Source organism: Citrobacter sp. S46_ASV_140, assembly GCF_018919545.1.
Taxonomy (GTDB): domain Bacteria; phylum Pseudomonadota; class Gammaproteobacteria; order Enterobacterales; family Enterobacteriaceae; genus Citrobacter; species Citrobacter braakii.
Genome location: NZ_JAHLRC010000016.1, coordinates 1 through 17296 on the forward strand (window position 1 = coordinate 1; position 17296 = coordinate 17296).

Consider the following 17296-nt stretch of genomic DNA (forward strand, 5'->3'; position numbering starts at 1 on the left):
CATCCGGTTATTACCGGACATGAATGTGCTGGTATTATTGTTGAGGTGGGGAAAAACCTGACGGATAAATATAAGAAAGGTCAGCGTTTTGTGTTGCAACCCGCGATGGGATTGCCAAGTGGATATTCAGCAGGATACAGCTATGAATATTTTGGCGGCAATGCGACATATATGATTATCCCGGAAGTGGCGATTAACCTGGGATGCGTTTTGCCTTACCACGGCTCTTATTTTGCTGCCGCCTCATTGGCAGAACCGATGTGCTGCATTATTGGCGCGTATAACGCGAATTTTCACACCACGCCTTACATTTATGAGCATCGCATGGGGATTAAGCCAGGGGGGAACATTGCGCTTCTGGCCTGCGCCGGGCCGATGGGTATTGGTGCAATAGATTATGCCATTAACGGGAATATTCAGCCGTCGCGCGTGGTGGTGGTCGACATTGACGAAGCACGACTGGCGCAGGCTAAAAAACTGTTGCCCGTTGAGCGGGCGGCAGAAAAGGGGATTGAGCTCATCTATGTGAATACTACTGGCATGGATTCTCCGACAGCGATGCTGCGAGCGTTAACTCATGACGCAGGTTTTGATGATGTCTTTGTGTATGCGGCAGTGCCTGCAGTTGTTGAGATGGCTGATGATTTACTCGCGGAAGATGGTTGCCTGAATTTTTTTGCCGGTCCTACGGACAGTAACTTCAAAGTGCCGTTTAATTTTTATAACGTGCACTACAACAGCACTCACGTTGTCGGGACATCCGGTGGTTCAACGGATGATATGAAAGAGGCCATTGCGCTCAGTGCAACTGGCCAATTGCAACCGTCGTTTATGGTGACGCACATTGGCGGCCTTGATGCAGTTCCGGAAACTGTATTGAATTTACCGGCGATCCCCGGCGGTAAGAAGCTGATATATAACGGCGTTACCATGCCACTAACCGCCATTGCTGATTTTGCCGAGAAAGGGAAAACTGACCCATTATTCAAAGAACTGGCGCTGCTGGTGGAGGAGACGCACGGTATCTGGAATGAAAAGGCAGAAAAATACCTTTTGGCACACTTTGGCGTTGATATCGGGGAGGCGGCGATATGATGTCGCTGGCATGGCCGCTATTTCGTATCACGGAGCAGGCTGCACTGGCAGCCTGGCCGCAAACCGGGTGCGGCGATAAAAACAAGATTGATGGTCTGGCTGTGACGGCAATGCGGGAAGCATTGAACTGTATTGCCATTCGCGGACGCATCGTTATTGGCGAAGGGGAGATTGATCAAGCCCCGATGCTGTGGATTGGTGAGGAAGTGGGAACCGGCACCGGACCTGAGGTAGATATCGCCGTTGATCCTATCGAAGGAACCCGAATGGTGGCTATGGGGCAAAGCAATGCGCTGGCCGTCATGGCGTTTGCCCCTCGCGGTAGTTTGTTACACGCTCCTGATATGTACATGAAAAAACTGGTTGTTAATCGGTTTGCGAAAGGGGCGATTAATCTGGCGCTGCCGTTGGCAGATAATTTGCGTAATGTGGCAGAGGCATTGGGTAAACCGCTGGAGCGACTGCGGATGGTGACGCTGGATAAACCGCGCCTTCAACCTGCGATTGCCGAGGCGACACGGCTTGGCGTCAAGGTCTTTGCTCTGCCCGACGGCGACGTGGCCGCCAGCGTGCTGGCCTGTATGCAGGAGAATCCTTATGATCTGATGTATACCATTGGCGGCGCGCCTGAAGGGGTTATTTCAGCCTGTGCGGTTAAAGCGCTGGGGGGCGATATGCAGGCTGAACTGATTGATTTTTGCGAAGCGAAAGGAAATAACGCAGATAATCGTCTGATTGCGGCACAGGAACATCAGCGCTGCGCGGAAATGGGCGTTGAGATCAACCGGATCTACGCGCTGGACGAACTGGTAGGAGGAAATAAGATCCTCTTCAGCGCGACAGGGGTCACGGGCGGCGATCTTGTTAAAGGGATCCAACAGGTTGCGAATGGTGTGCGCACGCAAACTTTACTGATCGGCGGCGCGGATCGAACGTGTAATATAATAGACTCTCTGCATTCATGGTGATTTATCGAGAAACGAATGACGACGCTGACAGAAGACGATGTGCTTGAGCAACTGGATGCTCAAAATAATTTACTCTCGTTTATGACGACGGCACATAACATTTTGCTCCAGGGCATTAAGCGCTTTCTACCGTCGCTGTTCGTTAATAACGATGAAGAGATCGTGGAATATGCAGTGAAGCCGTTACTCGCCCAGAGTGGACCGCTTGACGATATCGACGTTGCGTTACGTCTGATTTATGCGTTGGGAAAAATGGATAAATGGCTTTATGCCGACATCACCCATTTCTCTCAGTTTTATCAGTACCTGAACGAGCAGGATAATATCCCCGGTTTTGCCGATGACATTACCTGGGATTTTGTCAGCAACGTGAACAGTATCACCCGCAACGCAACGCTCTACGGTGCGCTGGAGTCGATGAAATTTGCCGACTTTGCTGCGTGGTCCGAAGTGCGCTTTAGCGCAATGGTCAAGACGGCAATGACGCTGGCAGTGACGGCGATTTTAAAGGAATTAACGCCGTGAAAATCAAACTAACGGTGAATGGGCTACAGGTTGAAGCACATTACCGTGATGATGAGATAGAGAACGTCCACAAACCGTTATTACAACAGCTGGCAAAAATACACGCCACTCACCCGCAGCGACGAACGATCGTTTTTCTCAGCGCACCGCCTGGTACGGGTAAATCGACGCTGACCACCTTCTGGGAATATCTCTCCCGTCAGGATCCTGGCCTGCCGGAGATCCAGACGCTGCCGATGGATGGCTTCCATCACTACAACACCTGGCTGGATGCTCATAACCTGCGAGCATACAAAGGTGCGCCGGAAACCTTTGATGTGGATAAGCTTGCGCAGAATCTACGTCTGATAAGGGAAGGGGAGGGCACCTGGCCACAGTACGACCGGCAAAAACACGATCCGGTAGAAGCGGCCATAACAGTGAGCGCGCCGATTGTGATTGTGGAAGGCAACTGGTTATTACGCGATGATGAAAGGTGGCGGGCGTTAGCTGAGTTTTGTGATTACTCGCTGTTTATTCGTGCACCTGCCAACGCGCTCCGTACACGACTGGTAGGCCGTAAACTGGCGGGCGGACTATCACAAGCTGACGCTGAGGCGTTTTATGAGCGTACCGACGGACCGAATGTTCATCGGGTACTGGAAGCGAGTCTGCCAGGTGACCTGACGCTGGAGATGCTGGAATCTGGTGAATATCGGATAGCGTGAAGGCCAATTATTCCTGTTAAGGCGTAATGATTATTACGGCTTACTGGAATAATTTCCCCCGGTCTTAGCGGGAAAAGTGTGATGTACGTCAGATAACTGTTTTCTTTGGCTGGACAATCATTCCTTTTATTCCGCGTTTCGCTTATTCTAGCTGAAGCGTTTCAGTCGATTAAATGTTCGACAATTAACCAATTAGTCGCAGTTTGCGACAGGTAAGGTTTCCCTGAGCGATTTGCTGCATTACTCTGTCTGCCACATCGTTTCTGAGAAATCCTTGCAGGAGACCTATGACCGTACGCGTAGCGATTAATGGTTTCGGTCGCATCGGACGCAACGTGGTTCGTGCTTTGTATGAATCCGGGCGTCGGGCGGAAATCACCGTGGTGGCAATCAACGAACTGGCGGATGCTGCAGGCATGGCGCATTTGTTGAAATATGACACCAGCCATGGACGTTTTGCCTGGGATGTTCGTCAGGAACGTGACCAGCTCATCGTTGGCGATGACGCGATCCGCATTCTGCATGAGCGAACGCTCGATGCGCTTCCCTGGCGCGAACTGAGTGTCGATGTTGTGCTGGACTGTACGGGGGTTTTCGGCAACCGCGAACACGGCGAGGCGCATATTGCCGCTGGTGCAAAAAAAGTGCTCTTTTCACATCCTGGTAGTCACGACATCGACGCAACCGTTGTGTATGGCGTTAATCAGGATCAGCTGCGCGCTGAACACCGGATCGTTTCCAACGCCTCCTGCACCACGAATTGCATAATACCCGTCATTAAATTGCTGGATGATGCTTACGGCATTGAGTCTGGTACCGTCACCACGATCCACTCCGCGATGCACGATCAGCAGGTTATTGATGCCTATCATCCTGACCTGCGTCGCACGCGAGCGGCCAGCCAGTCTATTATTCCGGTTGATACCAAACTGGCGGCGGGAATCACGCGAATTTTCCCGCAGTTTAACGATCGTTTTGAAGCGATTGCGGTGCGTGTACCGACCATAAATGTGACGGCGATCGACTTAAGCGTGACGGTGAAAAAACCAGTAAAAGCCAGTGAAGTCAACCAGTTGCTGCAAAAAGCAGCACAAGGTGCATTTCATGGTATAGTTGACTATACGGAATTACCGTTGGTCTCTGTAGATTTTAACCACGACCCGCACAGCGCCATCGTTGATGGTACGCAAACGCGCGTGAGTGGCGCTCACCTGATCAAAACGCTGGTCTGGTGTGATAATGAATGGGGCTTTGCTAACCGTATGCTCGACACCACGTTAGCGATGGCTGCTATTGGTTTCAGGCTCGACGCTTGAGCGTCGACAAAACTTTATGAATCAACGAGAGGATTCACCATGTCTGTAATTAAGATGACCGATCTGGATCTGGCTGGTAAACGCGTTTTTATCCGTGCGGACCTGAACGTACCAGTTAAAGAAGGGAAAGTAACCAGCGATGCGCGTATCCGTGCTTCCCTGCCGACCATCGAACTGGCCCTGAAACAGGGTGCTAAAGTGATGGTAACTTCCCACCTGGGTCGTCCTACCGAAGGCGAGTACAACGAAGAATTCTCTCTGCTGCCGGTTGTTAACTACCTGAAAGACAAACTGTCTGCTCCGGTTCGCCTGGTAAAAGATTACCTGGACGGCGTTGAAGTCGCTGCCGGTGAACTGGTTGTTCTGGAAAACGTTCGCTTCAACAAAGGCGAGAAGAAAGACGACGAAGCACTGTCCAAAAAATACGCTGCGCTGTGTGACGTATTCGTAATGGACGCTTTCGGTACCGCTCACCGTGCGCAGGCTTCTACCCACGGTATCGGTAAATTCGCCGACGTAGCTTGCGCTGGTCCGCTGCTGGCTGCTGAGCTGGATGCGCTGGGTAAAGCGCTGAAAGAACCTGCTCGTCCGATGGTGGCTATCGTTGGTGGTTCTAAAGTTTCTACCAAACTGACCGTTCTGGACTCTCTGTCAAAAATCGCTGACCAGCTGATCGTTGGTGGTGGTATCGCGAACACCTTCGTTGCTGCTCAAGGCCACAACGTCGGCAAATCCCTGTACGAAGCTGACCTGGTTGATGAAGCTAAGCGTCTGCTGACGACTTGCGATATCCCGGTCCCGACTGACGTTCGCGTAGCGACTGAATTCTCTGAAACTGCACCGGCTACGCTTAAATCCGTTAGCGATGTAAAAGAAGACGAGCAGATCCTGGATATCGGCGACGCTTCTGCACAGCAGCTGGCTGACATCCTGAAGAATGCGAAAACCATTCTGTGGAACGGCCCGGTTGGCGTGTTCGAATTCCCGAACTTCCGCAAAGGTACTGAAATCGTTGCTAATGCTATCGCAGACAGCGAAGCATTCTCTATCGCAGGCGGCGGTGACACCCTGGCAGCAATCGACCTGTTCGGCATTGCTGACAAAATCTCCTACATCTCTACTGGCGGCGGCGCATTCCTCGAATTCGTGGAAGGCAAAGTACTGCCAGCAGTAGCCATGCTCGAAGAGCGTGCTAAAAAGTAAGACATTGATGGGCAGGGAAACCTGCCCAATTATTAGCGCGCTGTCGAGCGCGCCCCCTTTCCAAGGCCGAAGATACAGGACTCGCAACATGTCTAAAATTTTTGATTTCGTAAAACCAGGCGTAATCACTGGTGATGACGTACAGAAAGTTTTCCAGGTAGCTAAAGAAAACAACTTTGCTCTGCCAGCTGTTAACTGCGTTGGTACCGACTCCATCAACGCCGTTCTGGAAACCGCTGCAAAAGTTAAAGCGCCGGTCATCGTCCAGTTCTCCAACGGTGGTGCTTCTTTCATCGCGGGTAAAGGCGTGAAGTCTGACGTTCCTCAGGGCGCTGCAATCCTGGGTGCTATCTCTGGTGCGCATCACGTTCACCAGATGGCTGAACACTATGGTGTTCCGGTTATCCTGCACACTGACCACTGCGCGAAGAAACTGCTGCCGTGGATCGACGGTCTGCTGGACGCGGGTGAAAAACACTTCGCAGCAACGGGCAAACCGCTGTTCTCTTCTCACATGATCGACCTGTCTGAAGAGTCTCTGGAAGAGAACATCGAAATCTGCTCCAAATACCTGGCGCGCATGTCCAAAATGGGCATGACTCTGGAAATCGAACTGGGTTGCACCGGTGGTGAAGAAGATGGCGTGGACAACAGCCACATGGACGCTTCTGCACTGTACACCCAACCGGAAGACGTTGACTACGCATACACCGAGCTGAGCAAAATCAGCCCGCGTTTCACCATCGCAGCGTCCTTCGGTAACGTACACGGCGTTTACAAGCCGGGTAACGTAGTTCTGACCCCGACCATCCTGCGCGACTCTCAGGACTATGTTTCTAAGAAACATAACCTGCCGCATAACAGCCTGAACTTCGTCTTCCACGGCGGTTCCGGTTCTACTGCTCAGGAAATCAAAGACTCCGTAAGCTACGGCGTAGTGAAAATGAACATCGACACCGATACCCAATGGGCTACCTGGGAAGGCGTTCTGAACTACTACAAAGCAAACGAAGCTTACCTGCAGGGTCAGTTGGGCAACCCGAAAGGCGAAGATCAGCCGAACAAGAAATACTACGATCCGCGCGTATGGCTGCGTGCTGGTCAGGCAACCATGATCACCCGTCTGGAACAGGCTTTCAAAGAACTGAACGCGGTTGACGTTCTGTAATTTACGCCGTCCAACGTGACATGAGGCCCGCAAATGCGGGCCTTTTTTATTGCCATTTCAATGTGCTGCTGACAGAGAATTCTGTGATCTGTTTGGCAAAATCTGAGTTTATTGTTTACCCTTGTCAGGTTGCCAGTCCCGTTAGGGCGGCTTTATTTCTCCCGTTTGGGTAAGCAAAAAAGGAATATTGAATGGAAGATTTGAATGTTGTCGACAGCATAAACGGTGCGGGCACCTGGCTGGTCCGCAATCAGGAACTACTGTTGAGCTATGCCGTCAACATCGTTGCGGCTCTCGCGATTGTCATTATCGGTATGATCGTGGCGCGTATCGTATCAAACACCGTTAACCGCCTGATGCTGGCGCGTAAAATTGATGCCACCGTTGCCGACTTTCTTTCTGCACTGGTGCGCTACGGTATTATCGCTTTCACGCTGATTGCCGCGCTGGGTCGCGTTGGGGTGCAAACTGCCTCCGTGATCGCCGTTCTCGGTGCCGCAGGTTTAGCTGTCGGTCTGGCACTGCAAGGGTCGCTGTCCAACCTCGCCGCAGGCGTGCTGCTGGTGATGTTCCGTCCGTTCCGCGCGGGTGAATATGTAGACCTTGGCGGCGTTGCGGGAACCGTGCTTAACGTGCAGATTTTCTCCACAACTATGCGTACCGTAGACGGTAAGATTGTGGTGATCCCAAACGGTAAAATCATTGCCGGGAACATCATTAACTTCTCTCGCGAGCCGGTCCGTCGTAACGAATTTATTATCGGCGTGGCCTACGACTCCGATATCGATCAGGTGAAAAAAATCCTCACTGATATCATCCAGTCTGAAGATCGCATCCTAAAAGACCGTGAAATGACGGTACGCCTGAATGAGCTGGGCGCTTCCTCGATTAATTTCGTCGTACGCGTCTGGAGCAACAGCAGCGATCTGCAAAGCGTCTACTGGGATGTACTGGAGCGTATTAAGCGCGAGTTTGACGCCAACGGTATCAGCTTCCCGTACCCGCAGATGGATGTGAACTTTAAACGCGTGAAAGAGAACGCGACCGAGTAACTTCAGCTAAAAACGCCCGCCAGAGAGAGGCGGGCGTTGATTTATCTCGTCTTGTTAAGAATTGCGCTGACACCCTGCATCAGCTCGCCAACATCGTTTATTCCTTTACTTTCCTGTTGGGCAATCCATTCGGCCTGAACGTGCTGATACCCGGTAGCGGCTTGCCACGCATTCAGCTCGCTGTTGGTCAGGTAATGAACGTGTGCACCCTCTTTTGCCATCTTTTTCGCCATTGCGGTCAGGCTTGCGTCCTGCACTGCGCCAATACGCTTTTGCGTCATGGCGGCGGCCCGATTGATGGCTGCGCGATCTTTCACGTCCAGGCTATCCCAGACGTCTTTATTCATCACCAGAAGATAAACGTGTCCGAGCCAGAGCGAAGGGGAGAGCTGAATATAGGGGGCCGCCCGCTGGGCATGGATATCATCTCCGCTGTCGAGGTTAACCATCAGGCCGTCAAGCTGTCCGGTCTGAAGCGCATCGGTAATTTTTTCATTCCATGGCATGCTGACCGGCACGCCGCCCGCGTTGCGTAAAAATGATTGATGCCAAAAGCTGGCGGTCCGCCATTGGCTTGCATTCAGCTGTGCCAAATCGACGTTCGGCCTGGTAGTAAAAAATCCAACCGGATAGCCGAGGAAAAACTGAAGATTCACCAGATTGTTGTTTTCCAGCTCGCGACCAAACTGGCGATACTCGCGGAAAATCCGCTGAAAGGCGTTAACCTGCGCTTCACCACGACCCGGTCCGAGGGGGAAGCTCTTAAAAATCTGGTGTCGCGGCAGTTGTTCGGGCGTGTACTCAGGGACCACGATCCCCATATCCGCCACGCTGCCCTGGCCGATCGTTTTTAAGGCGTCATAGCTGGTGGACAGCTCGCCGTTCCAGTGAGCGTCGATTTTCAAACGTCCAAGCGACTCTTGTTCGATCGCGCGAAAAAAAGTCTCTTTTATGAGCCGGGTACGCATGTTGCCATATGGCTCGTGATCGGTATAGCGCAGCGTTCTGTCTGCGCTGGCGACAGTGGGCCACAAACTGGTAACTACCAGCGAGGCACAGAAGAGAAAAATGTTCGCGTTATGCTTCATACCCATTCCTTTGGTATAGACAGACTTATCTTTCAGCATACCTCGGGTAACGCACAATCGCTATTGTCAGAGACTGAATATGGAGGGGAGTGTGCGCGGTATTATTAATAATGCTAATTACTGATTAATATTATCCATTTCCTCTAATGAATCCCGCGCAGTATAGTCTGCCCACAAGACAATTATGTGAGATGCTTTACATGTTATCCTACTATTTTCAAGGGCTTGCGCTTGGTGCAGCCATGATACTTCCGCTTGGTCCACAAAATGCCTTCGTGATGAACCAGGGGATCCGTCGTCAGTATCACATCATGATTGCTTTACTCTGCGCTATCAGTGATTTAGTGCTGATTTGCGCGGGGATCTTCGGCGGTAGCGCCTTGCTGATGCAGTCGCCATGGCTGATGGCGCTGGTCACCTGTGGCGGGGTCGCATTTTTACTCTGGTACGGATTCGGTGCGCTAAAAACGGCGATGAGCAGTAATCTGGAACTGGCCAGCGCCGAGGTGATGAAGCAGGGGCGCTGGAAAATCATCGCCACTATGCTGGCGGTGACATGGCTCAACCCACATGTTTACCTGGATACCTTTGTGGTGCTCGGGAGTCTGGGGGGACAACTGGACGTTGAGCCTAAACGCTGGTTTGCACTGGGAACCGTCAGCGCTTCGTTCCTGTGGTTCTTCGGTCTGGCATTGCTGGCGGCCTGGCTGGCACCGCGTCTGCGAACTGCGAAAGCACAGCGCATCATCAATACGCTGGTAGGATTAGTGATGTGGTTTATCGCTTTTCAGCTGGCAAAAGAAGGTGTTGCGCACGTTCATGCGCTGTTCAACTAAGTGTTGTCTGATGGACAACGCAGCGAGATCGGCTAAGCTTGCCTGCATGTGCCCTGAGTTTTGGGGTAATTAATGAAACATGGAGGAACGACCGTGAAGTTCAAAATAATGGCCCTGGCGGCATTAGTCGGATTCAGCGCACTATCGGTACAGGCAAATGAGTTGCCAAATGGACCGCACATCGTGACTTCCGGAACGGCAAGCGTAGATGCAACACCAGACATCGCCACCCTGGCGATTGAAGTGAACGTTGCTGCAAAGGATGCGGCTTCCGCGAAGAAGCAGGCCGATGAGCGCGTGGCGCAATATCTGTCTTTCCTTGAACAGAACCAGATAGCGAAGAAAGACATTAGCGCTGCAAACTTGCGTACGCAGCCGGACTACGACTACCAGAACGGCAAAAGCATCCTCAAAGGTTATCGTGCAGTGCGCACCGTTGAAGTCACGCTGCGTCAGTTGGACAAACTCAACGCTCTGCTTGATGGCGCGCTGAAGGCCGGTCTGAATGAGATTCGTTCGGTATCGCTGGGCGTTGCCCAGCCGGATGCTTACAAAGACAAAGCGCGTAAAGCGGCGATTGATGATGCTGTTCATCAGGCTGAACAGCTGGCAGCGGGCTTTAATAGCAAACTGGGTCCCGTTTACAGTGTGCGTTACCACGTTTCCAATTATCAACCGAGCCCGATGGTACGGATGATGAAAGCAGATGCAGCGCCTGCAACCTCTGCTCAGGAAACCTACGAACAGCCGGTTATTCAGTTTGACGATCAGGTTGATGTCGTCTTCCAGATTGAGCCTACAGTAACCAATAAGTAGTCTTGATATAGGCGTAAGTCGCCATCCGGCAAGTTTTTAGCCTGATGGCGATGCTTACGCGTCTCATCAGGCCGACAAAACATTCCAGCCGGTTTTTCTGTGAGCAACTGTAAAAATGAGACCTCACATTCAGTCTTTTTTTTCGTGGTAATGAGGATAGGCCATAGCGATTTTTAAGGGGACGCTATGGATATTTTTATCTCGAAAAAGATGCGTAATTTCATTCTGCTGGCGCAAACCAATAACATCGCCAGAGCGGCAGAAAAAATACATATGACCGCATCGCCTTTCGGTAAAAGCATTGCTGCACTGGAAGATCAAATCGGCTATACGCTGTTTACCCGTAAAGATAACAACATCAGCCTGAATAAAGCCGGACAGGAGCTGTATCAGAAGCTGTTTCCTGTCTATCAGCGCCTCTCTGCCATTGATAACGAAATCCATAACGCCTCTTGTCGCTCGCGGGAAATCGTCATCGGTATCGATAATACTTATCCAACGATTATTTTTGACCAGTTGATTAGCCTTGGCGATAAATATGACGGCGTGACGGCCCAGGCCGTTGAATTCAGTGAGAATGGGGTGATTGATAATCTGTTCGACCGCAAACTGGATTTCATTATCTCGCCACAGCACGTTTCCCCCCGCGTACAGGAGTTGGAAAATCTGGCGATCAGCGAACTGCCTCCGCTACGTCTGGGGTTTCTCGTTTCCCGGCGCTACGAAGAGAAACAGCCGCAGGATCTGCTGCGCGAGCTACCCTGGCTGCAAATGCGCTTCCAGAATCGCGCCAACTTTGAGGCGATGCTGGATGCTTATATGCGGCCCTGCGGGATCAATCCGACAATTATCTACCGTCCGTACAGCTTTATGGCCAAGATTAGCGCGGTGGAGCGCGGGCAGTTTTTGACGGTGATTCCTCATTTTGCCTGGCGGCTGGTGAATCCGTCGACGCTAAAGTATTTCGACGCGCCCGGCAGCCCCATGTATATGCAGGAGTTTCTCTATTCTCTGAAAAATCATCGCTATACCGGCACCATGCTCCAGCATATTGCTGAAGATCGTGACGGTACGGCAAGTTAACCGAGCATCGATCCTGTCTCGAGAAGGTTGCGATGCAGATCGAACGCATGGCTGAGATCGTGATGGATATGCCCGCCGGGCGCTTTTTCCAGATAGCGGTGCAGGTAGTCCCGATAAAGGGGATGCGCACAGTTATCGATAATCGTGTGCGCCCGCTGCATCGGAGATAACCCACGCAGATCGGCAATCCCTTGTTCGGTCACGATCACTTTAACGCTATGTTCGCTGTGGTCGACATGGCTGCACATCGGCACGATGGTTGAGATTTTCCCGCCTTTGGCAATCGACGGCGCCATAAAGATAGACAGGTAGGCGTTGCGCTCGAAATCCCCGCTGCCGCCGATCCCGTTCATCAGGTTCACGCCCGCAACGTGCGTGGAATTGGCATGGCCGTAGATATCAAACTCAAGCCCAACGTTGAGCGCAATGACCCCCAGCCGACGGATGATTTCCGGGTTATTGGAGATCTCCTGCGGGCGCAGCACAATTCGGCTGGCGAAGAAGTCCATATTGTCGTAAATCTTCTGTAGCGACGGGGCTGAGATGGTCAGGCTGGAGGCGCTGGCACCGGTGATCTTGCCCGTTTCCAGCAGATGCACCACCGATTCCTGTAACACCTCTGAATACATCATAAAGGGCGGGATATCCGGATTCTCTCCCAGTCTCGCCATTACCGCGTTATTGATATTGCCCACGCCGCTTTGTAAGGGCAGAAACTCTGCTGGAATGCGTTTGTGCGCCATTTCTGCCAGTAGGAAAGTGACGACGTTATCGGCAATTTGTTGGCTGACCGGATTGGTTTTATCCGACGCATTCCCGGCATCGGGCTGGTCGGTATCCACCACCGCGACCACTTTACTGGGGTCTATCTGCACGCACTGACTGCCCACGCGATCCATGGTATGAAATATGGGCACGCTGTTACGCCGCGGCGGTGCGCCGGGTATTACGATGTCGGCAAACTCAGCCACGCGTGGATTATGGTAATGATTCAACTCGATAATCACCTTTTTCGCCCGCAGCAGCCAGGTGGGCGCATTGCCAATACCGCTGGAAAGCCAAATCCGGCCATCCGGCGCAATGGCGGAGGCTTCAATGACGGCAACATCGATTTCGCCAAAAAAGCCGTAATTAACCATCTGCGCGACTTCGCTCAAATGGAGATCGACAAACCTCACCTGGCCCTGGTTAATTTTCTCGCGCAGGCCAGATGAGGTTTGATAAGGCGCACGCCAGGAAACGGCATCCGCCGCGGATAGTGCATCATCAGCGGCGGCGCCAATTGACGCCCCGGTCAACAGGCGGATCTGAAAAGGCTGCCCGTCCTGATGCCGTTCGCAGGCGCGTTGGGCAATTGCGGTGGGTAACGCTTTTGGCGAACCCGCGGGGGTAAAGCCGCTGAACGCCACCATATCATCGTGCTGGATAATTTCTGCCGCCTGTTCGGCGCTCATCCGTTTCATGGCCGTCTCCTTCGTCGGGCGTGATTAATGGCCAACAAAATTAGGTTTACGTTTTTCCATAAACGCGTTCATCCCTTCCTGATAATCCTCGCTGTCGTACACCGCGCGGCGCATGCCCTGAATGCGCTCGAATTCGTCAGAGTTCATGGTGTGTGCTTCGCCCAACACGCGCAGTTCTTCTTTGATGACGGCGATTGCCAGCGGCGCTTTTTCCGAGATGTGATGCGCCATTTGCAGGGTGAAATCTTCCAGTTCCTCGGTTGGAACGACATGATTGAGGATCCCGACCGCCATGGCGCGTTGAGCGGTGATGGGCGAGGCGGTAAAAATCAGCTCCTTAACGATGTGAAAACCAGCGTCGCGGGTCAGGTTGTGGATGCCCACCAGGTTATAGGGCACGCCGAGGTTGACCGGGGTCATGGAGAAGGTAGACGTACTGGCTGCGATGATCAGATCGGAACTCATGATCATCTCAAACGCGCCGCCCCAGACGCTGCCTTCAACCATGGAGATCACCGGCTTCGGATATTTTTGGATCATACGAGTTATCTGACGCAGCGGATCGTCATAAGAGAGCGGATCGCGACGTCCGGTGGGGAGTTCATGAATATCATGCCCGGCAGAGAACACTTTGGCCCCGCTCGGGGCGCGCAGAATGATGCAGCGAATGTCCGGACGATTGAGGTCGTTCAGCGCCTGCATCAGATCGTCAATAAACACTTTGCTCAGGGCATTGAGCTTGCGGGCGTAATTGAACTCAATGACCGCGACTTTCTGGATGATGACCACGTTGACGTATTGATAAGACATAATGTTCTCTTTATTGAAAGTAATGATGCTGGATAAATTCGCTGATGTGCCGCAGGCCGGTGCGCGGCGAAAGATCATTGTTTTTGACGGCCAGCAGCGTCTGCTGGAAATACCGGTCGAAATCAGCCCGGGCAAACAGCAGATGCAGGGCTTCTTCTTCAGCCTGCTTGTGTAGCCATTCCACCGCCTGCTGCTGGCGGACTTTTTCCAGTCGACCGCTGGCGGTAAGGCACGTTTTAAAGTCGGTTATCGCCTGCCAAACCTCCTCAATGCCGCGTTTTTCCAGGGCGCTACAGGTCAGAACCTGCGGCTGCCACTCGTCATATTTGCGGCGCAGAATATGCAGGGCGGATTCGTACATATGGCGGGCGATGGCAACGCTGGTACGGTTATCACCGTCGTCCTTGTTGATGACGACCAGATCCGCCATCTCCATCAGGCCTTTTTTGATGCCCTGCAAATCGTCGCCACCGCCGGCGATTTGCAGTGAGAGAAAGCAATCCACCATGCCTGCGACTTCGGTTTCTGACTGCCCAACGCCGACGGTTTCCACAATCACCACGTTGAAGCCCGCCGCCTCGCACAGCAGCATTAATTCGCGGGCGCGCTGGCTGGCGCCGCCTAAATGACCGCTGGAAGGAACCGGACGTATAAACGCAGATTCTGCGCGAGCCAGTTCCGTCATGCGGGTTTTATCACCCAGAATGCTGCCGCCGCTGACCGGGCTGCTGGGATCGACGGCGATCACCGCTACCCGTAACCCGCGGCGAATCAACAGCATGCCGAATGCTTCCAGAAAGGTGCTTTTACCCGCGCCCGGCGTGCCGGTGATCCCCAGACGCAGGGCGTTACCGGTGAACGGCATAATCGCGTCCAGCAATTGCGTACTCAGCGGCTGGTGGCGCGGGTGATTGCTTTCGACCAGCGTCATCGCCTGGGCGAGCGTAGCCCGTTCACCGAGTCGCAAGCGGCGGACGGTATCCTCAAGCGTGGTGGCGTTAATCATGATGTTTACTGATACGGGTTAACACATCGCGGACGCTGTCGAGCATCGGCGTGCCTGGGCCATAAATGGCTGCCACGCCATGCTCGTGCAGGAAAGCGTAATCCTGTGGCGGAATAACCCCGCCGGCGACGACGCAAATGTCTTCGCGTCCCCAGCCTTTGAGCGCGGTGACCAGCTCAGGGATCAATGTCTTATGACCCGCCGCCAGCGATGATGCGCCAACGACATGCACATCGTTTTCTACCGCCAGACGGGCAATTTCCTCCGGTGTGGAGAACATCGGGCTGAGATCGACATCGAAGCCGAGATCGGAGTAGGCGCTGGCGATCACTTTTGCGCCGCGATCGTGGCCGTCCTGACCCATCTTGGCGATCAGAATACGCGGGCGGCGGCCATTTTCTGCGAGGAACTGTTCAGTTTGCGCAACAATGGCATCGAACTCATCGGCGGATTTGTCGGACTGGTGATAGCTTTGCGCAATCACCCCAGTAACACACTGGCTGGGAACCAGATAACGGTCAAAGGCGGCCTCGAGCGCATCGGAGATTTCGCCGAGCGTGGCGCGAACGCGGGCGGCGTTGACGGCGGCGGCCAGCAGATTTTCATTCTGTTGCGCAGCGTGGGTCAGCGCGGATAGCGCGGCTTTAACCGCATCATTGTCGCGGGTGGCGCGGATATGCTGCAGTGAGGCAATCTGCTCGTTGCGCACCTTCACGTTGTCGATCTCCAGCACCGACGTGTCGTCTTCTTTATCCAGCTTGTATTTGTTCACCCCGACGATAACGCGCTTACCCTGGTCGATCAGCGACTGTTCGCGCGCGGACGCTTCTTCGATCATCCGTTTAGGAAGTCCGGCTTCAATCGCCTTCGCCATGCCGCCTGCCTCATCAATCTGCTTGATGATCGTGCGCGCCTGCTTCACGATTTGATCGGTGAGTGATTCGACGTAATACGATCCGGCCAGCGGATCGACGGTGCGGCAGATCTCTGATTCTTCCTGAATGATGATCTGCGTATTACGCGCAATACGGGCGGAGAAATCGGTGGGCAGGCCGAGCGCTTCATCAAAAGCGTTGGTATGCAGAGACTGGGTGCCGCCAAGCGTAGCGCCGAGCGCCTCAATGGTGGTTCGTACCACGTTGTTGTACGGGTCCTGCTCGGTCAGGCTCCAGCCTGAGGTCTGGCAGTGGGTACGCAGAGCGAGAGATTTCGGGTTGGTCGCGCCAAAACTGCTGACCGCTTCGCTCCACAGATACCGTGCAGCGCGCAGCATGGCGACGTTCATAAACAGATCCATGCCGATGCCGAAGAAGAATGACAGGCGCGGGGCGAAGTCATCAATTTTCAGTCCGGCGGAAAGCGCGGCCTTGATGTATTCAATACCGTCTGCCAGCGTAAACGCCACCTGCTGTACGCAGTTTGCCCCGGCTTCACCCATGTGATAGCCGCTGATGCTGATGGTGTTAAAGCGCGGCATGTTGCCTGAGCACCAGGCGATGATGTCGGCGATAATGCGCATGGAGGGTTTTGGCGGATAAATGTAGGTGTTGCGGCACAAGTATTCTTTCAGAATATCGTTCTGAATGGTCCCGGTGAGCTGTTCCGGCGTCACGCCTTGCTCCTGCGCCGCGACGATATAAAACGCCAGTACCGGCAGCACCGCGCCGTTCATGGTCATCGATACCGACATCTTATCCAGCGGGATCTGGTCGAACAGCACCTTCATATCTTCGACGGTATCGATCGCCACGCCGGCTTTGCCGACGTCGCCCGCTACGCGCGGGTTGTCTGAGTCATAGCCACGATGAGTGGCAAGGTCAAAGGCGACGGAAAGCCCTTTTTGCCCAGCGGCGAGGTTACGGCGGTAAAAGGCGTTGGACTCTTTGGCGGTAGAGAAACCGGCGTATTGGCGAATCGTCCACGGCTGCGCGGTATACATAGTGGCGCGCGGGCCACGCACGTAAGGCGGCAGACCGGGCAGGGTGCCCGTGACTTCCAGATTATCGAGGTCCGCTTCGGTGTACAGCGGCTTGATGACAATCCCTTCCGCCGTCTGTCTTTCCAGCGACTCAACGGTTTTTTCCCGTCGACTGAGTTCTTTATTGGCGAGTGTTTGCCACTCCTGCACGTTTGCCATTTTTTGCTCCGTATTACGCAATA

General features: G+C 53.3%; 16 protein-coding genes. 11 read left to right on the plus strand and 5 right to left on the minus strand.

The genetic code is table 11. The features are described 5' to 3' along the window. The 8 genes from KQJ19_RS06920 to KQJ19_RS06955 all read left to right on the plus strand — a co-directional run. Window positions 1-1095 (plus strand): zinc-binding dehydrogenase (locus KQJ19_RS06920; RefSeq protein ID WP_216403476.1); only part of this gene is annotated, 1095 nt, incomplete at its 5' end. Next, window positions 1092-2063, plus strand: coding sequence for a class II fructose-bisphosphatase (gene glpX, locus KQJ19_RS06925; RefSeq protein WP_216403477.1), 972 nt, complete (start codon window positions 1092-1094; stop codon window positions 2061-2063). The genes KQJ19_RS06920 and glpX, both read left to right, overlap by 4 nt. Window positions 2064-2078: 15 nt before the next feature. Beyond that, complete coding sequence (locus KQJ19_RS06930; RefSeq protein WP_016154381.1) at window positions 2079-2588, plus strand: MltR family transcriptional regulator; 510 nt, start codon at window positions 2079-2081, stop codon at window positions 2586-2588. Continuing rightward, the gene (locus KQJ19_RS06935) at window positions 2585-3295 is read left to right on the plus strand and encodes a nucleoside/nucleotide kinase family protein (RefSeq protein WP_216403478.1); all 711 of its coding nucleotides are present in this window, start codon (window positions 2585-2587) and stop codon (window positions 3293-3295) included. The genes KQJ19_RS06930 and KQJ19_RS06935 overlap by 4 nt, the downstream gene beginning before the upstream one ends. A 287-nt stretch (window positions 3296-3582) precedes the next feature. Then, on the plus strand, window positions 3583-4611 hold the full coding sequence (gene epd, locus KQJ19_RS06940) for an erythrose-4-phosphate dehydrogenase (protein ID WP_016154379.1): 1029 nt from the start codon (window positions 3583-3585) through the stop codon (window positions 4609-4611). 39 nt (window positions 4612-4650) lie between these two features. Next, a complete protein-coding gene (gene pgk / locus KQJ19_RS06945; RefSeq protein ID WP_003027032.1) occupies window positions 4651-5814 on the plus strand; it encodes a phosphoglycerate kinase in 1164 nt (387 codons plus the stop codon). An 88-nt stretch (window positions 5815-5902) separates the two neighbouring features. Further along, complete coding sequence (fbaA, locus tag KQJ19_RS06950; protein ID WP_003027029.1) at window positions 5903-6982, plus strand: class II fructose-bisphosphate aldolase; 1080 nt, start codon at window positions 5903-5905, stop codon at window positions 6980-6982. Window positions 6983-7173: 191 nt separating this feature from the next. Further along, on the plus strand, window positions 7174-8034 hold the full coding sequence (locus KQJ19_RS06955; protein ID WP_019077645.1) for a small-conductance mechanosensitive channel MscS: 861 nt from the start codon (window positions 7174-7176) through the stop codon (window positions 8032-8034). Window positions 8035-8075: 41 nt separating this feature from the next. Here the strand turns inward: KQJ19_RS06955 and dctP are convergent, their stop codons facing one another. Further along, entirely contained in the window at window positions 8076-9122 is a 1047-nt protein-coding gene (gene dctP / locus KQJ19_RS06960; protein ID WP_216403479.1) for a TRAP transporter substrate-binding protein DctP, read from the minus strand. 200 nt (window positions 9123-9322) lie between these two features. On the opposite strand from dctP, the gene argO reads away from it, so the two are divergent. The 3 genes from argO to KQJ19_RS06975 all read left to right on the plus strand — a co-directional run bounded on the left by argO (window position 9323) and on the right by KQJ19_RS06975 (window position 11857). Continuing rightward, complete coding sequence (gene argO, locus KQJ19_RS06965; RefSeq protein ID WP_216403480.1) at window positions 9323-9958, plus strand: arginine exporter ArgO; 636 nt, start codon at window positions 9323-9325, stop codon at window positions 9956-9958. Between the two features lie 93 nt (window positions 9959-10051). Further along, the gene (locus KQJ19_RS06970) at window positions 10052-10774 is read left to right on the plus strand and encodes an oxidative stress defense protein (RefSeq protein WP_029139653.1); all 723 of its coding nucleotides are present in this window, start codon (window positions 10052-10054) and stop codon (window positions 10772-10774) included. 186 nt (window positions 10775-10960) lie between these two features. Further along, the gene (locus KQJ19_RS06975) at window positions 10961-11857 is read left to right on the plus strand and encodes a LysR family transcriptional regulator (protein ID WP_046274941.1); all 897 of its coding nucleotides are present in this window, start codon (window positions 10961-10963) and stop codon (window positions 11855-11857) included. On the opposite strand, the gene KQJ19_RS06980 is transcribed toward KQJ19_RS06975, so the two are convergent. The 4 genes from KQJ19_RS06980 to scpA are packed head-to-tail and all read right to left on the minus strand — an operon-like array spanning window position 11854 to window position 17273. Further along, window positions 11854-13320 (minus strand): acetyl-CoA hydrolase/transferase family protein, encoded by a 1467-nt coding sequence (locus tag KQJ19_RS06980; RefSeq protein WP_103766653.1) that lies wholly within the window; start codon window positions 13318-13320, stop codon window positions 11854-11856. The genes KQJ19_RS06975 and KQJ19_RS06980 overlap by 4 nt on opposite strands. A 24-nt stretch (window positions 13321-13344) precedes the next feature. Next, window positions 13345-14130 (minus strand): methylmalonyl-CoA decarboxylase, encoded by a 786-nt coding sequence (gene scpB / locus KQJ19_RS06985; RefSeq protein ID WP_016154367.1) that lies wholly within the window; start codon window positions 14128-14130, stop codon window positions 13345-13347. A 10-nt stretch (window positions 14131-14140) separates the two neighbouring features. Beyond that, window positions 14141-15136: a methylmalonyl Co-A mutase-associated GTPase MeaB gene (gene meaB, locus KQJ19_RS06990; RefSeq protein ID WP_200079807.1), complete on the minus strand. Its 996-nt coding sequence runs from the start codon at window positions 15134-15136 to the stop codon at window positions 14141-14143. Next, the gene (scpA, locus tag KQJ19_RS06995; RefSeq protein WP_153690041.1) at window positions 15129-17273 is read right to left on the minus strand and encodes a methylmalonyl-CoA mutase; all 2145 of its coding nucleotides are present in this window, start codon (window positions 17271-17273) and stop codon (window positions 15129-15131) included. Before scpA ends, meaB begins: the two co-directional genes overlap by 8 nt. Between the last annotated feature and the right edge of the window lie 23 nt (window positions 17274-17296).

Bases quoted from the DNA above. Each gene is read 5' to 3' on its own strand.
- glpX (WP_216403477.1), top strand. From the start codon at position 1,092: ATGATGTCGCTGGCATGGCCGCTATTTCGTATCACGGAGCAGGCTGCA.
- meaB (WP_200079807.1), bottom strand. From the start codon at position 15,136: ATGATTAACGCCACCACGCTTGAGGATACCGTCCGCCGCTTGCGACTC.
- epd (WP_016154379.1), top strand. From the start codon at position 3,583: ATGACCGTACGCGTAGCGATTAATGGTTTCGGTCGCATCGGACGCAAC.
- argO (WP_216403480.1), top strand. From the start codon at position 9,323: ATGTTATCCTACTATTTTCAAGGGCTTGCGCTTGGTGCAGCCATGATA.
- dctP (WP_216403479.1), bottom strand. From the start codon at position 9,122: ATGAAGCATAACGCGAACATTTTTCTCTTCTGTGCCTCGCTGGTAGTT.
- fbaA (WP_003027029.1), top strand. From the start codon at position 5,903: ATGTCTAAAATTTTTGATTTCGTAAAACCAGGCGTAATCACTGGTGAT.
- pgk (WP_003027032.1), top strand. From the start codon at position 4,651: ATGTCTGTAATTAAGATGACCGATCTGGATCTGGCTGGTAAACGCGTT.
- KQJ19_RS06980 (WP_103766653.1), bottom strand. From the start codon at position 13,320: ATGAAACGGATGAGCGCCGAACAGGCGGCAGAAATTATCCAGCACGAT.
- scpA (WP_153690041.1), bottom strand. From the start codon at position 17,273: ATGGCAAACGTGCAGGAGTGGCAAACACTCGCCAATAAAGAACTCAGT.
- KQJ19_RS06930 (WP_016154381.1), top strand. From the start codon at position 2,079: ATGACGACGCTGACAGAAGACGATGTGCTTGAGCAACTGGATGCTCAA.
- KQJ19_RS06975 (WP_046274941.1), top strand. From the start codon at position 10,961: ATGGATATTTTTATCTCGAAAAAGATGCGTAATTTCATTCTGCTGGCG.
- scpB (WP_016154367.1), bottom strand. From the start codon at position 14,130: ATGTCTTATCAATACGTCAACGTGGTCATCATCCAGAAAGTCGCGGTC.
- KQJ19_RS06955 (WP_019077645.1), top strand. From the start codon at position 7,174: ATGGAAGATTTGAATGTTGTCGACAGCATAAACGGTGCGGGCACCTGG.